This window comes from Anaerosinus sp., from assembly GCF_965318445.1.
In genome coordinates, this window is record NZ_CBDNNH010000002.1 from 82,830 (window position 1) to 101,789 (window position 18,960).

The 18,960-nt window shown below is 37.8% G+C and carries 13 protein-coding genes and 5 riboswitches; all 13 genes read left to right on the forward strand.

The window, feature by feature from the left end:
• Positions 1–9: 9 nt before the first annotated feature.
• The 13 genes from tatC (at position 10) to ACWZFG_RS00775 (ending at position 18,959) form a co-directional block, all read left to right on the forward strand.
• Positions 10–759, forward strand: coding sequence for a twin-arginine translocase subunit TatC (tatC, locus tag ACWZFG_RS00715; protein WP_177505210.1), 750 nt, complete (start codon positions 10–12; stop codon positions 757–759).
• Between the two features lie 22 nt (positions 760–781).
• On the forward strand, positions 782–2,242 hold the full coding sequence (locus ACWZFG_RS00720) for a menaquinone biosynthesis decarboxylase (RefSeq protein ID WP_177505209.1): 1,461 nt from the start codon (positions 782–784) through the stop codon (positions 2,240–2,242).
• Positions 2,235–3,083: a UbiA-like polyprenyltransferase gene (locus tag ACWZFG_RS00725; protein ID WP_418626530.1), complete on the forward strand. Its 849-nt coding sequence runs from the start codon at positions 2,235–2,237 to the stop codon at positions 3,081–3,083. The genes ACWZFG_RS00720 and ACWZFG_RS00725 overlap by 8 nt, the downstream gene beginning before the upstream one ends.
• Positions 3,084–3,113: 30 nt before the next feature.
• Positions 3,114–3,977, forward strand: a complete 864-nt coding sequence (gene folD / locus ACWZFG_RS00730) for a bifunctional methylenetetrahydrofolate dehydrogenase/methenyltetrahydrofolate cyclohydrolase FolD (protein ID WP_177505207.1) — start codon at positions 3,114–3,116, stop codon at positions 3,975–3,977.
• A gap of 145 nt (positions 3,978–4,122) precedes the next feature.
• The gene (locus ACWZFG_RS00735) at positions 4,123–5,790 is read left to right on the forward strand and encodes a formate--tetrahydrofolate ligase (protein WP_177505206.1); all 1,668 of its coding nucleotides are present in this window, start codon (positions 4,123–4,125) and stop codon (positions 5,788–5,790) included.
• A gap of 15 nt (positions 5,791–5,805) precedes the next feature.
• Complete coding sequence (locus tag ACWZFG_RS00740; RefSeq protein ID WP_177505205.1) at positions 5,806–6,552, forward strand: methylenetetrahydrofolate reductase; 747 nt, start codon at positions 5,806–5,808, stop codon at positions 6,550–6,552.
• A 141-nt stretch (positions 6,553–6,693) separates the two neighbouring features.
• A complete protein-coding gene (locus ACWZFG_RS00745) occupies positions 6,694–7,560 on the forward strand; it encodes a sulfide/dihydroorotate dehydrogenase-like FAD/NAD-binding protein (RefSeq protein WP_455576901.1) in 867 nt (288 codons plus the stop codon).
• Entirely contained in the window at positions 7,545–8,939 is a 1,395-nt protein-coding gene (gene gltA, locus ACWZFG_RS00750; RefSeq protein ID WP_177505264.1) for an NADPH-dependent glutamate synthase, read from the forward strand. The genes ACWZFG_RS00745 and gltA overlap by 16 nt, the downstream gene beginning before the upstream one ends.
• A gap of 150 nt (positions 8,940–9,089) precedes the next feature.
• A riboswitch (cobalamin riboswitch) is annotated at positions 9,090–9,268 on the forward strand.
• 158 nt (positions 9,269–9,426) lie between these two features.
• Positions 9,427–9,639: riboswitch (cobalamin riboswitch) on the forward strand.
• A 457-nt stretch (positions 9,640–10,096) separates the two neighbouring features.
• A complete protein-coding gene (locus ACWZFG_RS00755; RefSeq protein ID WP_418627126.1) occupies positions 10,097–10,264 on the forward strand; it encodes a hypothetical protein in 168 nt (55 codons plus the stop codon).
• 17 nt (positions 10,265–10,281) lie between these two features.
• Positions 10,282–10,460, forward strand: a riboswitch (cobalamin riboswitch).
• Positions 10,461–10,583: 123 nt separating this feature from the next.
• On the forward strand, positions 10,584–13,244 hold the full coding sequence (locus ACWZFG_RS00760) for a TonB-dependent receptor (protein WP_455576902.1): 2,661 nt from the start codon (positions 10,584–10,586) through the stop codon (positions 13,242–13,244).
• 87 nt (positions 13,245–13,331) lie between these two features.
• Positions 13,332–14,627 (forward strand): hypothetical protein, encoded by a 1,296-nt coding sequence (locus tag ACWZFG_RS00765; protein WP_455576903.1) that lies wholly within the window; start codon positions 13,332–13,334, stop codon positions 14,625–14,627.
• An 85-nt stretch (positions 14,628–14,712) separates the two neighbouring features.
• Complete coding sequence (locus ACWZFG_RS00770; RefSeq protein WP_455576904.1) at positions 14,713–15,234, forward strand: hypothetical protein; 522 nt, start codon at positions 14,713–14,715, stop codon at positions 15,232–15,234.
• Between the two features lie 181 nt (positions 15,235–15,415).
• Positions 15,416–15,594, forward strand: a riboswitch (cobalamin riboswitch).
• Between the two features lie 205 nt (positions 15,595–15,799).
• Positions 15,800–15,978: riboswitch (cobalamin riboswitch) on the forward strand.
• Positions 15,979–16,091: 113 nt separating this feature from the next.
• Positions 16,092–18,959 (forward strand): TonB-dependent receptor, encoded by a 2,868-nt coding sequence (locus ACWZFG_RS00775; RefSeq protein WP_455576905.1) that lies wholly within the window; start codon positions 16,092–16,094, stop codon positions 18,957–18,959.
• The last annotated feature ends 1 nt before the right edge of the window (position 18,960 follow it).

Below are 18,960 nucleotides of genomic sequence, written 5' to 3' on the forward strand. Positions count from 1 at the left end.
GTTTGATTTATGGAACATGAATCGGTAGAGCACGATGAGCAGATCAAGCGAGTAGTAAATGAAAATCATGATACAGCAATGCCAATCATTAATCATCTAGAAGAATTTCGCAAACGATTAATTATTTCGTTAATTACAGTTGGCTTTTGTAGCATTATTAGTTACTATTTTGCAGAAGAATTAGTAGGTTTTATTACTGCTCCTGCTGGAAAGCTGTATTACATGCAACCAGCAGAAGCTTTTTTTACTTATATGAAAGTTTCTATATTTGTTGGATTTTTAGTATCAGTTCCAATGATTGTTTATCAAGGTTGGGCTTTTTTAGTGCCAGCTTTAACTATACGTGAGCGGGCAATAGCGGGAGCCTTTATTCCAGCTATAATATTTTTATTTTTTGTTGGAATTGCATTTTCCTATTTTTTAGTATTGCCGACGGGAATTCAATTTTTCTTAGGTTTTGCGACAAATGAATTACAGCCATTATTATCTGTAGGCAATTATTTAGATTTTGTTATTATGTTTATCCTTCCCTTTGGTTTTGTATTTGAATTGCCACTTATTCTGGTGATTTTAGCTAGATTAGGACTGGTAACTTCGAAAATGTTGATTGCTAAACGAAATATTGTAATTTTTGGGGCTTTTGTTGTTGGTGCAATTATTTCACCACCAGAAGTCTTTTCGCAAGTTATGATTGCGATTCCAATGATTGTATTATATGAGGTTGGAATTTTCATTATAAAATATATCATGAAAAAGTAGGTTTCACTAGGAGGAGAACGGGGTGGCTTTTAAGGATTTACGAGAGTTTATTGATGCGTTAGATGAACGCGGCTGGTTGAAAAGAATTTCCACAGAGGTGGATTGTGAATTAGAAATTACGGAAATTACAGATCGTGTATCAAAAATGAAAGGCGATAAAAATGTCGCATTGTTGTTTGAGAATGTGAAAGACTATGATATGCCTGTATTAATGAATGCTTTTGGTAGTATGGAACGTATGGCTTTGGCATTCGGCGTAGAAAAAGTGGATGATATTGCCCAGGAAATAAGAGAAATATTAAAATTACCTTATATTTCTTTGCAAAATAAATTAGATTTGGTACATATTATTCCAACGGCGAAACGAGCAATTAATTTTCCTAAGTATGTGAAAAAGGGACCATGCAAAGAAGTTATTATTAAGGATCAGCCATCTATTGATAAATTCCCAATTTTAAAATGTTGGCCAGATGATGGTGGCCGCTTTATTACCTTACCTTTAGTTTTCACAAAAAATCCAAAAACAGGCAAACGCAACGTTGGAATGTATCGTTTGCAAAAATATGATGGACAAACGACGGGAATGCATTGGCATATACATAAAAACGGTGCGGAAAACTTTAGAGATCATAAGGAAATGGGATTAGATAGAATCGAAGTTGCAGTAGCCATTGGTACGGATCCAGTACTTACTTATGCTGCAACAGCACCATTGCCTCGTGATATTGATGAAATGGTTTTTGCCGGAATGCTACGAAAAAAATCTGTGGAAATGATTAAATGCGAAACGGTAGATGTGGAAGTACCAGCGCATAGTGAAATTGTATTAGAAGGCTATGTAATGCTTGATGAATTACGGCGTGAAGGACCGTTTGGTGATCATACTGGGTATTATTCATTAGCAGACATGTATCCTGTTTTTCATATTACTTGCATTACGCATCGTAAAGATGCGATTTATCCATCTACGATTGTGGGGAAGCCGCCGATGGAGGATTGCTATCTGGCAAAAGCGACGGAGAGAATTTTCTTACCATTTCTACAAATGCAAATACCAGAGATTATAGATATTAATTTACCGCTTGAAGGCGTATTTCACAATTGCGCGATGATTTCTATTAAGAAGACTTATCCGCAACAAGCGAAAAAAGTTATGCATGCAATTTGGGGAATGGGACAGATGATGTTTACGAAAATGATTATTATCGTTGATTCTCATGTTAATGTACAAGATACAAACGAAGTATGGTGGCGAGTCTTCAATAATATTGATGCGCGGCGTGATATCGTTATGGTAGATGGACCACTTGATGTATTAGATCATTCTTCACCAATGCCAAATTGGGGAACGAAAGTAGGAATTGATGCAACAAAATCATGGCCAAGTGAAGGACAAACACGTGAATGGCCAGATGAAATCGTAATGAGCCAAGACATTAAAGATTTAGTTGATCAAAAATGGAAGGATCTTGGACTTGAGTAAGTTATCTGCACATATCAACAATATCGCATTACATCATTCAATATTTGCTTTACCTTTTGCATATATGGGAGCATTCTTGGCATCGAATGGTGTACCGTCTTGGGCAGAGTTTATTTGGATTACAGTCGCTATGGTTGGGGCGCGAAGTGCAGCATTAGCTTTAAATAACTTCATTGATTTAAAATATGATAAGATTCACCCAAGATTTACAAAGCGTCCAATGGTTACAGGAGAAGTGAAACCTTGGGAGGCAATTTTTCTCATCGTGATTAGTTTTGCAATTTTTATTGTGGCAACGTTGCATTTGGCACCGATTTGTGTAAAATTAGTGCCGCTTGCAGTCTTACCATTTGTCATTTATCCGTATATGAAAAGATATACATGGGCTTGCCATTTGGTTTTAGGATGGGCTTTATCTATAGCACCGATAGGCGGTTGGGTGGCAATACGTGGTGATTTAAATTTGGCGATTATTTTACTAGGCTTAGCAGTAGGAATTTGGATTGCTGCTTTTGATGTAATTTATGGATGCCAAGATGTTGAGTTTGATAAAGCTCATCAATTAAATTCAATGGCGGTTAGATTTACGGTAGAAGGTGCATTGAAAATTTCTCGTGTCATGCATTCTATCAGTATGTTATGTTTTGTTTTTGTTGGTGTATTATTGAATTTATCATTGATTTATTATGTTGGAGTAATGATTGCTGTTTTTGTTCTTATCTATCAACATAAAATTGTTAGCCCAACGGATTTCTCTCGTGTTACCCAAGTGTATTTTATGCGCAATGGATTGGTGGGAATTTCCGTTTTTCTCTTTACTTTTGCAAGTTTAATGATGTGAGTTTATTAAATTAAAGGCAGGGATTCGTAGATGACAGCTAAAATTTTAGAAGGCAAAGTATTTGCAACACAAATAAAAGAAGAAGTAAAGTGTGATGTAGAGTCACTGAAAGCTGAATATGGTGTAACTCCAGGTTTGGCAGTAATTATCGTTGGTGAGAATCCTGCATCTAAAGTATACGTTGCCAATAAGCATCGTTCTTGTGGTGAAGTTGGGATTTATTCTGCGGTAATCGAAATGCCAGAAGATACAACCAAAGAGCAGTTACTAAAAAAAATAGATGAATTAAATAAAGATGAAAAAATTCATGGAATTTTGGTTCAATTACCATTACCGGCGCATATTAGCGCTGATGAAGCGGAAATTCTTGATTTTATTCATCCGGATAAAGATGTCGATGGATTTCATCCAATCAATGTTGGTAAATTATCTGTTGGGCAAGAGCATTTAGTCCCTTGTACACCGCTCGGCTGCATCAAAATGATGGAGTTGGCAGGGATTGAGATTAAAGGAAAAAATGCAGTTGTGATAGGTAGAAGTAATATTGTTGGTAAGCCGATGTTTAACTTACTGTTATCTCGTCATGCAACTGTTACAGTTTGTCATTCACATACGAAAAATTTAGCAGAGGTGACTCGCTTGGCAGATATTCTTGTTGTAGCGATTGGCAAGCCGAATTTTGTTACTGCGGATATGGTGAAGCCGGGAGCAGTGGTTATCGATGTAGGTATAAACCGGATTGCGCCGAAAAAGCTAGTCGGTGATGTTGATTTTGAAAGTGTAAAAGAGGTAGCTGGTGCGATTACACCTGTCCCAGGTGGAGTCGGACTGCTTACCATTGCCATGCTGATGCATAATACAGTAAAAGCTGCGCGCATTCAATTTAATAGATAAAGTAGATTTGATTCAGGGGGATTTTTACTCTGTCTGAAGCCTAGTCGCCTTTATCTAGAAATTTAGCTACTTGTGTCTTGTAGAGTCTTAAAGCAGGGTAGTCATCGGATAATTTAATAAGAAATGTGAGGAGAGGATTCTAGTCATGAAAAGTGATGTTGAAATTGCGCAAGAAGCGCAAATGAAACCAATTGTAGAGATTGCGGAGCAACTTGATATTCCAGAAGAAGAGTTGGAGTTATATGGACGTTATAAAACGAAAGTATCTTTGGAAACTTGGGAAAGAATTAAAGATCGTCCGGATGGTAAGTTGATTTTAGTGAGTGCAATCAATCCTACACCTGCTGGAGAAGGTAAAACGACGACAAGTGTTGGTTTAAGTGATGCACTTCGCAAAATTAATAAAAAAACAATCGTTGCTCTTCGTGAACCCTCCCTTGGGCCTTGCTTTGGAATAAAAGGCGGTGCTGCTGGCGGTGGATATGCGCAAGTTGTACCAATGGAAGATATTAACTTGCATTTTACAGGTGATTTCCATGCAATTACTTCGGCTCATAATTTACTTGCTGCGGTGATTGATAATCATATTCAACAAGGAAATGAACTTGGACTTGATGTGCGTCGCATTACATGGCGCCGTGTTGTGGATTTAAATGATCGTGCGCTACGCAACATTGTTTGTGGCATGGGTGGCAAAGCACATGGTGTACCGCGTGAAACAGGTTTTGACATTACTGTTGCTTCAGAAATGATGGCAATTTTATGTTTAGCAAAAGATTTGGATGATATGAAAGAACGTATCGGGAAAATTATTATTGGGTATACCTTTGATGGAAGACCAGTTCGTGCGGAAGAGCTTAATGTTACTGGTGCATTAACTTTATTATTTAAAGATGCAATAAAACCTAATCTTGTACAAACGCTCGAAGGAACACCAGCCTTTGTACACGGTGGCCCGTTTGCTAATATTGCACATGGTTGCAATAGTATTATGGCAACGAAGTTTGCTCTCAAATTAGCAGATGTAGTTGTAACGGAAGCAGGATTCGGTGCTGATCTTGGTGCTGAGAAATTCCTTGATATTAAATGTCGTTTTGCAAACATTCGTCCAGATGCAGTAGTTATTGTTGCTACAGTCCGTGCATTAAAGATGCATGGTGGAATGGACAAAAAAGAATTAGCAACTGTTGATATGAAAGCACTTGAAGCTGGTATTGCAAATTTAACAAAACATATTGAGAATATGCAAAAATTTGGACTGCCTACAGTTGTTGCAATTAATGCGTTCCCAACGGATACTAAAGAAGAACTTGATTTTGTAGAAGCAAAATGCAATGAAATGGGCGTTGAAGTTGCATTGTCTGAAGTGTGGGCAAAAGGCGGAGACGGTGGCATTGATTTAGCAAATAAAGTAATGGCCGCAACTGAAAAAACAAATAACTTTAAATTTATGTATGATGTAAATGAGTCCATCGAAGCTAAAATTACAGCAGTTGCCAAAGAAATTTATGGTGCTGACGGTGTAGTATTTACTCCTCCTGCACAAAAAGCGATAAAAGAACTAACGGATTTAGGGCTTTCAAATATGCCGGTATGTATGGCGAAAACACAATCTTCTTTAAGTGATGATCCTGCTAAATTTGGGCGTCCAACAAACTTTACAGTTACCGTACGTGAAATTAAAGTCTCTGCAGGAGCTGGCTTTATCGTGGCATTAACAGGCAGTATTCTTACAATGCCAGGCTTGCCAAAACATCCGGCGGCAGAAAGAATGGACATTACAAACGACGGCAAGATTACCGGCTTATTTTAATGAGGAGGTAGATAAATGACTCGAGTTTCCGTTGAATTAGTTCCTCGTGATGAGGCTGCGATTAAAGAAGAATTAGAACTTTTAAAAGAGAATTTTTCTGGTATTGATGTAATTAATATCCCTGAACTATTGCGTTATGATATTAGAAGCTGGGAAGGGGCAAAGATTGCGCAAAATTATTATGAAAATACAATGCCGCATATTCGCGCCATCGATATTGATTTAGATAAACCGCTGCCAATGACGGAGTTCCTCCTTGAAAATAAAATTAATGAAGTGCTTGTCATTACGGGCGATCCGCCACAAGATATGTCACGAAAAATCTATCCGACAGTGAGTACGGATGTAATTAGAAAGTTTCGCGATGAATTGCCACATATTAAAGTTTATGCTGGGATAGATCAGTATCGCAGCAGTATGCGTCAAGAAGAGTACAACATTAGGCGAAAAATTCAAGCTGGTGCGGCAGGCTTTTTTACGCAACCTTTTTTCGATTTGCGGTATATGGAAATGTATGCGGAAATGCTAGATGGTAGAGAAGTATATTGGGGCGTATCGCCAGTGATGTCGGAGCGTTCGGTAAATTATTGGGAGACAAAAAACAATGTAATTTTCCCCAAAAACTTCGTTCCAACATTGGAGTGGAACATTGATTTTGCACAAAAGACTTTTGATTTTGTGCGTAAAAATAATACAAATATTTATTTTATGCCGATTAAGACGAATTTGTTGCCCTATTTAACAGGCGCATTTAGTAAATAAAAAGAGTTCTTAATGGCTAAGTTGTTAGATTTTATTTAAAATATCGTTGGTATTATTTTTGGTTAAGTTAATTATTGTAATCAGTGGATTTTCCAACTGAAATAGATTTGCTTATGACTAAGTGATAAGGAGAGTGCATGGATGTATAAAATTCTTACAAAAAAAGAATTATCACAAGGTGTTCAATTGTTTGAAATTGAAGCGCCGTTAATTGCAAAAAAAGCACAACCGGGGCAGTTTGTCATTGTTCGTATTGATGAAGATGGAGAACGTATTCCATTAACAATTGCGGATTTTAATCGTGACAAAGGAACAATCACAATAATTTTCCAAGAAGTTGGCGGCTCAACAAAACAATTGGGCGATTTAAATGAGGGGGACAGTATTCTTGACTTTGTAGGTCCGCTCGGAAAAGCTACACATATTGAAAAAATGGGTAATGTAGTTTGCATTGGTGGTGGTATTGGAGTAGCACCTGTATATCCAATCGCAAGAGGAATGAAGCAAGCCGGAAATCATGTTATTTCCATTATGGGCGCTAGAAATGAAAGCATCTTAATTCTTGAAGAGGAAATGAATGCAGTAAGTGATAAAGTTTATATCACAACAGATGATGGCTCAAAAGGGCATAAAGGATTTGTTACAGATCAATTGAAAATGTTAATTGATTCTGGTCTTGAGATTAGCTTGGTGATTGCAATTGGGCCTGTAGTCATGATGCGCAGTGTGGCAGAAACAACACGTCAATATGGAATAAAGACAATTGTTAGCTTGAATCCTATCATGGTAGATGGAACAGGCATGTGCGGTGGCTGTCGTGTTCAAGTTGGCAATGAAAGTAAGTTCGCCTGCGTAGATGGCCCTGAATTTGATGCACATCAAGTTGATTTTAATGGACTAATGTCGCGTCAACGTATGTATAAAACGCAAGAAGCTGCGCATGAATGCCAATGCGAAAAACAAGGAAAAGCTAAAGGAGGCGACAGTTGTCAATGTCACTCTCACTAAAAAAACATGCAATGCCGGAACAAGATGCGAAAGTTCGAGCAAAGAATTTTGATGAAGTTGCATTAGGATATGATGCTCAAACTGCAATAGAAGAAGCAAAACGTTGCCTTGGTTGTAAGGTTCCATTATGTCGGAAGGGTTGCCCTGTTCAAGTAAATATTCCTGAATTTATTGGGCATATCAAAGAAGGTAAATTCGCAGATGCTGCATCTGAAATAAAAACGGTAAATAGTTTACCAGCGATTTGTGGACGTGTTTGTCCGCAAGAAGAACAATGTGAAAAACATTGTATTTTAGCCAAAAAAGGTGAATCCGTTGCAATTGGGCGTTTAGAGCGTTTTGTTGCTGATTATAGTATGGAAAAAGGCGAGAAACTACAGCCGATTGCATATGCTGATGATGCGAAAAAGGTTGCGATTATTGGCTCTGGCCCTGCTGGACTTGCAGCTGCTGGTGATTTAGCAAAAATGGGTTATAAAGTAACGATTTTTGAAGCACTTCATGCTGCTGGTGGTGTATTGTCTTACGGTATACCCGAATTTAGATTACCAAAAGAAAAAATCGTAAAAGCAGAAATTGATACGTTGCGCCAACTTGGTGTAGAGATTGTTGTCAATGCAGTTGCAGGCAAATTATTTACAGTTGATGAATTATTAGAAGAAGAATTCGATGCAGTATTTATTGCAACTGGTGCGGGATTACCACATTTTATGGGGATTCCTGGAGAAAATTTAAATGGTGTATATGCTGCAAATGAATTTTTGACGCGGTGTAACTTAATGAAAGCCTACCAATTCCCGAATCACGCGACTCCAATTCATGTTGGTAAAAATGTTGCTGTTGTTGGCGGCGGTAATGTTGCAATGGATGCAGCTCGCACAGCATTACGCCTTGGTGCTGAGCATGTTTATATAGTATATCGTCGCGGTGAAGCGGAACTTCCAGCACGCTTAGAAGAAGTACATCACGCGAAAGAAGAAGGAATCGATTTCAAATTACTGAACAATCCAGTCGCTGTTATTGGCAATGAACAAGGCTGGGTAACAGGATTAAAGTGCATTCGCATGGAACTTGGCGAACCTGACGCATCTGGGCGTCGTCGTCCGGTGGCAGTGGAAGGTTCTGAGTTTGAATTAGCTGTAGATACAGTAATTATTGCAATTGGTCAAGGTCCAAATCCATTAATTCAATCCACGACAACAGGGCTTGATACAAATAAACGTGGGAATATCCTTGCTGACGAAGAAACTTGTGCAACGAGTAAACCGGGCGTATTTGCTGGCGGTGATATCGTAACAGGTGCGGCAACAGTAATTCTTGCAATGGGTGCAGGGAAAAAAGCGGCAAAAGCTATTGATGAATATTTAAAAAATAAATAATTAAAGTTATGTTAGTAAAAGGAATGTTGCTAAATTTGATTTGGTTAACATTCCTTTTTTTATAAAAAATAAAAATAATAGATAATCTTGTCAAATCAGAAAAAAAGGAGTATACTCTATTTTTGTAAAGGATAACAAATTTTATCTTAGAATTACATAGGAGAAATAGGTGTCGAAAGACTTAATAGGGAAGTCCGGTGAAAAACCGGTGCGGTCCCGCCGCTGTAACAGGGAGTAAGGCTACATGAATGTCACTGGGAGAAATCTTGGGAAGGCGTAGCTAAGCAATGATCTGGAGCCAGAAGAACTGCCTATTTAACAATCACCGTTAGACCTGCGAGCGATGGGGAAGAGATTTCTGAATTTTATTGACATGTTTTTATGTTAATATTATTTTGAATTTGTAGTCTTCTGTCTATCATAGGCAGAGGACTTTTTTATTTTTTAGATTAGAATTTATATGATAATGAATGAAAGATTTGACAATTAAATATAAAAGGGAAACGGGTGAATATTTATTGCTAATTTATTAAAGCAAGTGCAATAAATAAACTTTATGGGAAAGTTCGGTGAGAGTCAAACTCAATTCCGACGCTGTCGCGCAACTGTAAAAGTGAGCTATCGTATCGAAAACCTCTTGCAAAGGGATAGGATAGCAATGAACTTAAGTCAGAGCACCAACTGTTTCTAGCATCCGAGGAGTGTCTGCGCAGTACAGATCTGGGTTATAAAATGAGTCTGAATAAAGTATTTTATTCGGAAAATTTTCGCTGATGAAAATGCGTTGAATGGAAGAAAGCATTTCTTTATTCTTCAATAGTTATTTTTTCGTTGAAAAGTGAATTTTTCATTTTGTAAATCCAGAAAAGTTAAAATTCAAGCATGGTGGCTTCATATAGGGATTCTAACAGGATTAAAAATGTGAAATTTTGTCTCGTAAAATGAAAAGAAAATTTTTATTGGCGATAGAAAGTTTCACATTTTTTATTCTAATTTATATAAATAAAAATTAATTTATCATTATTTTAATTTATAGCTAAGTTGATTGTTCTTGTATTAAGCATAAGGTAGAAGAGTTATCTTCGAGCAATAGATGTAAAGAAAGGAAGGTTTTTGACTATAAAAGTCAACGATGTAACGTGAAGAAGATAAAATATATGATTGAGGAAATTGAAAACAATATAAAAAATAATGACAAAGAAGAAATGATTACCATTTCGGCTCACCATTATGTTGCATTGCTAAAAGAGTTAAACAAACTGCGTTTTAAATATGCACAACGGGGTAAAAAAACGCAGAATAAGAAGTTAAGAAAATCAATCTAAAGCAAAGTTAATAAAAAATAAATAGTGAAGAAATAGGTGTCGAAAGACTTAATAGGGAAGTCCGGTGAAAAACCGGTGCGGTCCCGCCGCTGTAACAGGGAGCGAGGTTACATTTATGTCACTGGGAGAAATCTTGGGAAGGCGTAGCCAAGCGATGATCTGAAGCCAGAAGAACTGCCTATTAGACAATCACCGTTAGACCTGCGAGCGATGGGAAGGGGATTATGATGCTAGGAGTATTTCCTATGCAACCATATCAACTTCTGTCAAACGTGGCAGAAGTTTTTTTATTTATTGAATTTTATAAGTAAGGATGAGAATGAGTAAGATGAAAAGCAAAAGGTTATATCAAGGCAAAATAAAAAACACACATCGTTATCAAAAAATTGCGGCATGTGTGGTTTGTACGTTGGCTTTAGGTTTTGCTATGCCAAATGGAATCGTGTGGGCAGATGAAGCAAAGCAAGAGGCTGATCAGATGAATGAAGAAGTAACAGAAGCAAAAGAACCAGTAGTATTGGCAAGTACAGATAGTGAGCTAGATAGTTATACGTTAGATACGGTTACCGTTGAAGCAAAACGCCCTGACTGGGAATCAAAATTATCGCCAGGCACAGTGACGGTTATTCGCCCGGATGATTATAAGGGTGAGCAGAAAACCTTGCCGGAACTTCTCAAAATGGTACCGGGGGTACATGTAAGAGAAGTCAATGGGAAAGGGCAATATACGACAGTCACGGTTCGTGGGTCAACTTCGGCACAAGTCGGTGTATTTGTCGATGGAGTACTATTCAATCTCGGTGGCGATGCCGCGGCGGATATCTCGACCATTCCAGTTCAAAATGTCGAGCGAATTGAAGTATATCGTGGCTATGTTCCAGCAAGGTTTGGTGGCACCTATATGGGGGGCGTAATCAATATCGTAACGAAACGCCCAACAAAAGCCAATATCGATGCATCCATTGGTAAGAGTTCCTACGGTGGCTTCCAAGGTGCATTGCAGGTGGATGCCCCACTGGGCTCCGGCAGCATTATGTTTGGACTCAATCGCGACCAAAGTGATGGTGATTTTAAATATACGAATAAATCGGTAGATACTAGCCTTTATGACGGATATGTTAAAAAATTAAAAGATTATACGCATCAAACCGATAGGAACGGAAAAATACGATTAGATCGGATGGTTTCGACTTTACAAGCAAATGGATATGATACTCTAAATGCTTATTCTGGGCTGACCCAAGATAACCTTCGAATAACGCTTGCAACCGATCCTAATTTTTATGCAGCGTTAAATAAAGCGTCGGAACAATTGCGCCCAATTAATAATGCCCATGCAAATTATATCGGATATTTTAAAAGTTATATTGATAATATAAGGCTTTACCAGAAAGACATAGATTCAACGAGTACAACAGATCGTTGGCGTAAAACGAATGATTACAAAAATACGGATGCAATTTTAAAATGGCAGGATGATCATTGGCTGGCAAAATACACTTGGAAGAAAATTGACCGTCATTATCCTTTCCCGCTGAATGCGAATTATGGAAATATACCTAATATAGATTTGCCAGGATATCTTGACCCAATCTATAACTACCGTCATCAGGACATTACCAGCAAAGAAACGTTAATTGGACGGCGTGATACAGTTGGCAATTTAGAATGGGGGTGGAGTGTAAACTATCTCGACCAGACTAAACGCTATGCAGTAGACGATTGGCAGGAAAAAGAAAAGGTCGATACGACGGTGAATTGGCGTTCGCCAAACTATTACTGGAGCCAATATGACATGGATAAATTAGGCTTTAAAATTGATGGAACTTATAAAATTGGCGATAAGCATCTGTTCGAGTTTTTAATTGATACTTCAAAAGAAAAGATGGATATGGATGGTTGGCGGTTAAAACAATATCAACAAGCTACGATAAGTGTCTTTAAACGGTGGCGTACCTATTATGAACAGAAGCTGTTCAATGCCCAGATTCAAGATACGATTACTTTAAACGAGAAAGGTGATTTTTGGTTGACGCCAAGTATTCGCTATAATCGATCAAATATCTATGGGCTGAGCAATGGTTACGATCAAAACTCCGATCCGCAGAATATTAAATGGCTGCATCAGGCGGATGACCAGACGGATAGTAAAACAACTTGGCAGCTAGCGCTGAAAAAGCAGGTCAATGACAATTTAACACTTCGTGCAACGGGAGGTACATATTTTAGACTACTGAATATGTATGAAATCGCCGGTGATGGTGCAGGCATTTTACCCATGCCAAATATTGGAGGGAGTGATAGCATTTTTCCTCGCCCGGAAGAGGGATCACAATGGGATTTCTCTGCCATTTGGGATGGACAAATCTTCGGTACGGAAAGCAGCAAAATTCAACTGACGTACTTTGGTCGTGATTCCAAGCGGATGTTGCAGCTAGGCACCTGGAATAATTTCTTTTTCGTTTATACCAATGCGGCATCGGCAAAAGTGAATGGCTTAGAGATTCAAGCGGATTTATCCTGGAAGAAATGGGACTTAAACTTGCAAGGAACTTATACGAAGCCGAAAGATGTTATCTATGATTTGAGTAAATTGCCGGGGGCTGGTTATTGGGGAAATAATGGTGTATTCCCTGGTTATCTGACTTATCAGCCGGAATGGGAAGGAACGATGCGGCTGACTTATCGTCCGAGTACCCAGTGGGGGATTTTTGGTCAACTTCGGTATGTAGATAGAATGCGTACTTCTCTCTATAATGATGGAGCTGCTGGAGAACAGTCCTCGTTGACGACTTTGGATTTAGGTGTGAAGTATAAGCCGAATACGAATACACAAATTATCATCGGGGTCAATGATCTCCTTAATAAAGCGAATGATATGTATCTAACGAATCCATTTTATCCGAATTGGGAAGCGTCAAATATCCAGTATCCAATCCAAGGGCGTACTTACTACGCAACTTTGCAATACAATTTTTAACTAATTTTACTTGAAGGGAGGTGGTGCCGTTGGGCGAGGGGAAGATGTGTTAAAAGAAAAAAGAAAAGTAAAAGGGAGAGGTTTATGATGAGTGAAAATTTATTTGCGTACACAGCAACGGATGCAGGATATTCTACAGGAACGGCTGGAGCAATTCACGGTGACAGAACGGCAGCTTCAGCAACCGCATTTACAGCAGTAAAGAATAAAATTGGGTCAGGTTTAAATGGTGATCCAGCATTCTTTAATTTTTTTGAAGGAAATAGCAGTCGGTTGGTTTTACGTCAATATACGTATAGCACTACGGACTTAAGAGCAAATCAAATTATTGCACCACAGGGCAATTGGCAAGCTCCTTTAGCTACGCCAACTTGGTCAGCGGTGGCAAATTTGCACGGTGTAGCAAATTATAGCAGTAGTTGGCTATATGCAACAGGATATGATTTATCAAAAATCGCGGTTGTGAACATGGGGACCGACTATAGTCAAGACTTTGAATATAGTTTCCCAACAAGTTTTACGAATTTTACGAATCCCTATGCGGATGGTGTTTTTCATGGTGAAGCTATGGTTGTAGTTGGTACTTCGCTGTATGCATTGTTTTATGTCAATAAAGGCAGTGGATACGGAACTTATTATGACAGCATTGTAGCAAAGTTTAATATTGATACCGATTTGGGGGAACTAACTTTTGATAGCTATGTTACGGCTGGGAAAAATTCCTTTACGCTGGATTTATATAATAATAAGCTCTATGTTTGCTCATTAGGCGGTATGCAGAATGCGGGTAGCGGCAATGCGGAAACAAAGCTGAGTATTATTGATTTAGGTAAATTTACCCAAGCCGGAGTTACGCATGTGACGATTGACAGTCCGACGACGAATGGTGATTTTCGTGATATTTCTATTGTGAATGATAACCATGTGTACTTATTCTTAGGTCATTATGATGCAAGTTATGGAAATTTAGTTGGTGGTGTTTATCATACGACACTGGCAAATTTAACAACGCCAAGTACTTGGACAAAGATTATTGATGTAAATTCTATGGGGTATCTATGGGGAATTCATGCGGATGGTTATCGCTTGTGGTTTGTTAAAGGAACGCCAATTGATGTTTTTGATGGAACGCCAACTACAACAGTTACAGCAAGCAAAGCATTCAGTATTACCGACATGAGCGATTTTGATGGTGGTAATTTGAACTCAGCTTGCTTTATTGCACCAGATGTGGCTGGGGCAGGAAAGCTGAAAGCTGCAGGCGTTTCTGCACCAACAGCATCTAAATCCCTTGCTTCACATATTCGCTTAGCGCGTGAAGCATGTGAATTAGCAGAAAAATGTAAAAAACAAAGAGTGTGTGCGTTTGATATAGAGTGTTGAAAAGTGTTAGGGAAAAGTTAGACCTAGGCTTTTTAGTGTCTAGGTCTAACTTTATATTTAAATGAGAAAGCCAAGAGGAATAGTGATGAAAAAATGGTTTCTAGTGGGTGCTTTTACTCTGTTATGTAACATGTTTTTTTCTGTAGGTTTTGCAATGGAAGAAAATAAAGATTCAGCAATAGATTGGGAAATTAGCGTGAAGGAAAAGCTTACACCAGAGGAGATAGAAGCAATGCGCTGGACAGAGGTATTTCAAAATGAATTGGCGCAATATTTTTTCGAAGTGAAGTCGATTCAACCAGACAGCGCAGATAAAGATCAAGTGCATGTTACTATAAAAGCAATCTATAAGGATAAAGCGGTGATTAAAAAGCTAAATGAACAATATCAAAAAAAAATGGAGGGAGAAGATAGCATAGCTTATAGTGAGATGCAGATGATTTTTCAGCTTCGTAAAAGAATGTATGCAGTGAAAAATTTAAAATTGTATAGCTCCAAAGGAGTGCTTATCGCGGAGCAAACGAAAGCAGTAAGTTTTGTTCCTGTGCCAGTGAAAACTTTTGCAGATACGATGTACGATTTTGTCAGGAAATGTGCACAAAATTAATAGGTATGAAATGACAAAAGAATTAGAAACTTATTGTAAATAAAATGACTATATTGGGGAATGAAAGAAGTATTTTTATAAAAGATAAGATGAATGATAAAAAAATCTACAGATAATGTTGCTAAATAAAAACAAAAGGAGTATACTCTTATTTTGTAAGAAAATGAAAAGTAATACAAAAATGAATAAAGATGGAATGGGTGTCGAAAGACTTAATAGGGAAGTCCGGTGAAAAACCGGTGCGGTCCCGCCGCTGTAACAGGGAGTAAGGCTACATGAATGTCACTGGGAGAAATCTTGGGAAGGCGTAGCCAAGCGATGATCTGGAGCCAGAAGAACTGCCTATTTAACAATCACTGTTAGACCTGCGAGCGATGGGAAGGGGATTTCTGAAATTTGTTGATATGATATTTTTATGTTGATATTGTTTTGGATTCCAAAGTCTTCTGTCTATCGTAGGTGGAAGATTTTTTTATTTTTAAATCCAGAGACATTAAATTAAAACATGATGGTATCAGATAGGGGTTCTAGTAGGATTTAAAATGTGAAATTTTGTCCGTAAAAAATATATAACGAAGAAATGGGTGTCGAAAGACTTAATAGGGAAGTCCGGTGAAAAACCGGTGCGGTCCCGCCGCTGTAACAGGGAGTAAGGCTATATGAATGTCACTGGGAGAAATCTTGGGAAGGCGTAGCCAAGCAATGATCTGGAGCCAGAAGAACTGCCTATTTAACAATCACTGTTAGACCTGCGAGCGATGGGAAGGGGATTATGAAGCATAGGTTTATTTCCTATGCATTCATATCACTTCTGTCAAACATGGCAGAAGTTTTTTTATTGAATTTTATAAGTAGGGATGAGATTGAAGAAGATGGATAGTAAATGGTTATATCAAATCAAAACGAAAAAAAAGCGCCGCTATCAAAATATAGCAGCGTGCGTAGTTTGTACGTTAGCCTTGGGCTTTGCTACACCGGCTGGGGTGGTATGGGCTGATGAAGCAGAGAAAGATATTGAAAAAATATCAAATACAGAGAATGAACTAGACCAGTATACGTTAGATACTGTTACTGTTGAAGCAAAGCGCCCAGATTGGGAGTCAAAATTATCTCCAGGCACAGTAACTGTGATTCGTCCTGACGATTACAAAGGTGAGCAGAAAACATTGCCGGAACTCTTAAAAAAGGTTCCAGGAGTACATGTGCGTGAAGTAAATGGGAAAGGTCAGTATACGACTGTAACAGTTAGAGGTTCAACAGCGGCGCAAGTTGGGGTTTTTCTAGATGGGGTTTTATCAAATTTAGGTGGAGATGCAGCTGTTGATATATCTACAATTCCCGTTGATAATGTTGAGCGGATAGAAGTATATCGTGGTTATATACCAACTCGTTTTGCTGGAACTTTTATGGGTGGTGTTATCAATATAGTAACGAAGAAACCCACCAAGGCAAATATATCGGCAGAAGTTGGCAAATCCTCTTATGGTGGTACAAGGGCAGCTTTGGAAATAACCAATCCATTAGGTAGTGGTAGTTTGCTGATTGGAATTAACCATGATGACAGTGATCAAAAATTTAAATATGAAAATTATGCAGCTGGAAGAAATATATCGGATGCTCAGTTAAGCATAAATTCGTTGCAAGAAGACGTAAATGATTTTAATCCCAAAATGATAGATATGTTAACAAGCGGACGCAAACCGCTTATTTCTATGAGTGATACAGATAAAGATTACTACAAAGCCAATCCTGATGCGTGGGTAGAATTTATTAGAAACACAGGTGACAATAGCTTAAGTCATGCGATAGAAGATAATGCAAGAAATGTAGCACAAAAGTCTGATATGAGTACTTTTAGGCAAACGATGATTGACATGGGCATCAAAGATAAATATATTGCTGAGGGATATCCTGAAACTGGATGGACGAATTGGTGGGATTATGCCGGTGAGGACTGGAATCACCATGGTAGTGAAACAGGGATTATAAATGATAATGTAAAGAATCAAATTATTGATACATATGTGCAAAATACAACGCCTAAAATTATTGATGAATGGACAACTATTGTTGATCCGGATAAAAGTACGTCATTAGCAAGTTCGAAAGAAGACTTAGAAGCGGCGAAAAAGAAACTTAAGGCATTGCAGGATAAAGAAAGATACCGCAGATATAACGATTATAAAAAAGATAGCGCTATTATCAAATGGCAGGACGATAACTTTGTGATTAAAGGAAGCTGGAACAAACTGCAAAGACATTTACCTGATAGTTTATGGGGAGATAGTGTTAACGATGCAGCCACGAATGCATTAGTAGATACAAAAGATATTTTTTATGCGTCAAGTCGTAAACAGGATCTTGAGAATAGTGAAATCCTTTTACAAAATAGGGCGCAATATAAAAAGTTGGAATGGGGCTGGATGATCGACTATCTTCATCAAGATAAAAAATATAAGACGGAACATATGTTAGATTATCCTAATAACTTTAGGTGGAATAATATTCCGCTAAGAGAGTGGAGTCATTATCAATCTGATAAATATAATGTACAGCTTGATGGAAATTATCAAATTAATGATAACCAGATGTTAGAATATCAGTTTAACTTTTCTCATGAAAAGTTAAACATTAAAGGTTCGTTATTAGATAAAGTTCTTGGTGATGATGTTATAGGAAATATATTAGGACAAACTCGTAACAGATATGAGCAAGATTTATTTAATGTGCAGATACAAGATGCGATTACATTGGATAAAGAAGGTACATTCATATTGACTCCAAGTATTCGTTATAATCAATCAAAAATTACTGGGTTTAGTGATGGAAAACGTTTTCCGGTAAATCAAAGTAATAAATTTCATTGGTTACATCAAGAAGATAGTCAGACGGATGGCAAATCTACTTGGCAATTAGCGTTGAAAAAAGATTTTAATGATAGCTTTAGTCTTCGCATGACAGGTGGTACTTATTATAGACTGCTTAATATGTATGAAATTGCCGGTGATGGTGCTGGAATTTTGCCGGCGTCACGAGATGGAAGTAGTTCAATTTTTCCATTGCCGGAAGAAGGAAAGCAGTTTGATATTAGTGCTTTATGGAACGGTAAAACCTTGGGGGCAGACAATAATACTACATTAACTTATTTTTGGCGTGATTCAGATAATATGCTTCAATTGGTGCGTGCAGGTCTTGATTATTGGTCTTATTTTAATGATAGCCGAGCCAAAGTGCATGGCATTGAGTTAGAAAGCCAATTTAAGTGGAATAAATACTCTTTAGATTTACGTACCACTTATACTAAAGTGCATGCGCAGAAAAAAAATACAGCAGTTCATTATCCATATACCGATATATGGATGACTTATCAGCCGGAATGGGAAAGTAGCTTGCGTTTAACTTATACACCAAATAATAAAATATCTATTTTTAGTGAATTGCATTATACAGATGAATATTTTACTAGTACTAGTCGAGATTCTCGTGGTGGCAACTATGCTTATTTGTCGGGAAAACCAGTGAGCTCTTTAACCGTAATCAACGCAGGCGTTAAATGGAAACCAGAGAGAGATTGGCAAATTAATATCGGTTGTAATGACATCTTTAATAAAGGACCTAAACAAAAAATCTATAGTCCTATTGCCTTTACTGAAGATGGGTATATCAATGCAGAGTTTCCTTTACAAGGAAGAACTTACTATGCAACCGTTAAATATGAATTTTAAA

What these genes read in the sequence shown, in the direction of transcription:
- tatC (WP_177505210.1), top strand. Translation starts at nt 10, where the DNA reads ATGGAACATGAATCGGTAGAGCACGATGAGCAGATCAAGCGAGTAGTA.
- gltA (WP_177505264.1), top strand. Translation starts at nt 7,545, where the DNA reads ATGTCACTCTCACTAAAAAAACATGCAATGCCGGAACAAGATGCGAAA.
- ACWZFG_RS00775 (WP_455576905.1), top strand. Translation starts at nt 16,092, where the DNA reads ATGAGATTGAAGAAGATGGATAGTAAATGGTTATATCAAATCAAAACG.
- ACWZFG_RS00745 (WP_455576901.1), top strand. Translation starts at nt 6,694, where the DNA reads ATGTATAAAATTCTTACAAAAAAAGAATTATCACAAGGTGTTCAATTG.
- ACWZFG_RS00740 (WP_177505205.1), top strand. Translation starts at nt 5,806, where the DNA reads ATGACTCGAGTTTCCGTTGAATTAGTTCCTCGTGATGAGGCTGCGATT.
- ACWZFG_RS00770 (WP_455576904.1), top strand. Translation starts at nt 14,713, where the DNA reads ATGAAAAAATGGTTTCTAGTGGGTGCTTTTACTCTGTTATGTAACATG.
- ACWZFG_RS00765 (WP_455576903.1), top strand. Translation starts at nt 13,332, where the DNA reads ATGAGTGAAAATTTATTTGCGTACACAGCAACGGATGCAGGATATTCT.
- folD (WP_177505207.1), top strand. Translation starts at nt 3,114, where the DNA reads ATGACAGCTAAAATTTTAGAAGGCAAAGTATTTGCAACACAAATAAAA.
- ACWZFG_RS00760 (WP_455576902.1), top strand. Translation starts at nt 10,584, where the DNA reads ATGAGTAAGATGAAAAGCAAAAGGTTATATCAAGGCAAAATAAAAAAC.
- ACWZFG_RS00755 (WP_418627126.1), top strand. Translation starts at nt 10,097, where the DNA reads ATGATTGAGGAAATTGAAAACAATATAAAAAATAATGACAAAGAAGAA.
- ACWZFG_RS00735 (WP_177505206.1), top strand. Translation starts at nt 4,123, where the DNA reads ATGAAAAGTGATGTTGAAATTGCGCAAGAAGCGCAAATGAAACCAATT.